Origin of the sequence: Paraburkholderia sp. RL18-085-BIA-A (assembly GCF_046027075.1) — a bacterium.
Classification (GTDB): domain Bacteria; phylum Pseudomonadota; class Gammaproteobacteria; order Burkholderiales; family Burkholderiaceae; genus Paraburkholderia.
This window is the reverse complement of record NZ_JARESU010000615.1, coordinates 1-454: the sequence shown is the minus strand read 5'-3', so window position 1 is coordinate 454 and position 454 is coordinate 1. Positions and strand designations below refer to the sequence as shown.

At 65.2% G+C, this 454-nt stretch carries 1 protein-coding gene and 1 pseudogene; both read right to left on the bottom strand.

What is annotated here, in order from left to right:
• Positions 1 to 236: rubredoxin (locus tag P0D89_RS54095; protein WP_408379844.1), on the bottom strand; the 236-nt coding region annotated here is incomplete at its 3' end.
• A pseudogene (locus P0D89_RS54090) lies at positions 233 to 454 on the bottom strand (acyl-CoA dehydrogenase); the annotation flags it as partial. The pseudogene P0D89_RS54090 and the gene P0D89_RS54095, both read right to left, overlap by 4 nt.

The following is a 454-nucleotide window of genomic DNA, read 5'->3' as shown; positions in this document are numbered from 1 at the left end:
GTGCGCGACGACGCGCCCTGCGCCGGCGCGCATGCCGCTGCACCGGCCACAACCGGCTCGTAAAGCACGAAATCCGCTTTTGTTACCCCGCATAGCGGGCACTCCCAGTCGTCGGGGATCGCGTCGAAGCGTGTGCCGGCCGCAATGCCGCTATCGGGATCCCCCAGTTCTTCGTCATAGATCACACCGCACGCGCGGCAGACGTACTTCTTCCAGTCGGCAATCACGACGCTCATGCTGGAAGCTCCTCGGCGGAAAGACGGGCCATTTCCCAACGCAGATGCTTGATGGCAGGCGTCACGATCGCCACGAAGTGCGACTCGCGAATCCGCCGCTGCGGCGATGCGCTCATCAAATAGCCGCGCGCGCCCTGATGCAGCAGCGACGCCTGCGCCGCACGCAACGCGAGTTCCGCGCCGCGTGTGCGCAGATCGAGCACTTCCAGCAGATAGTC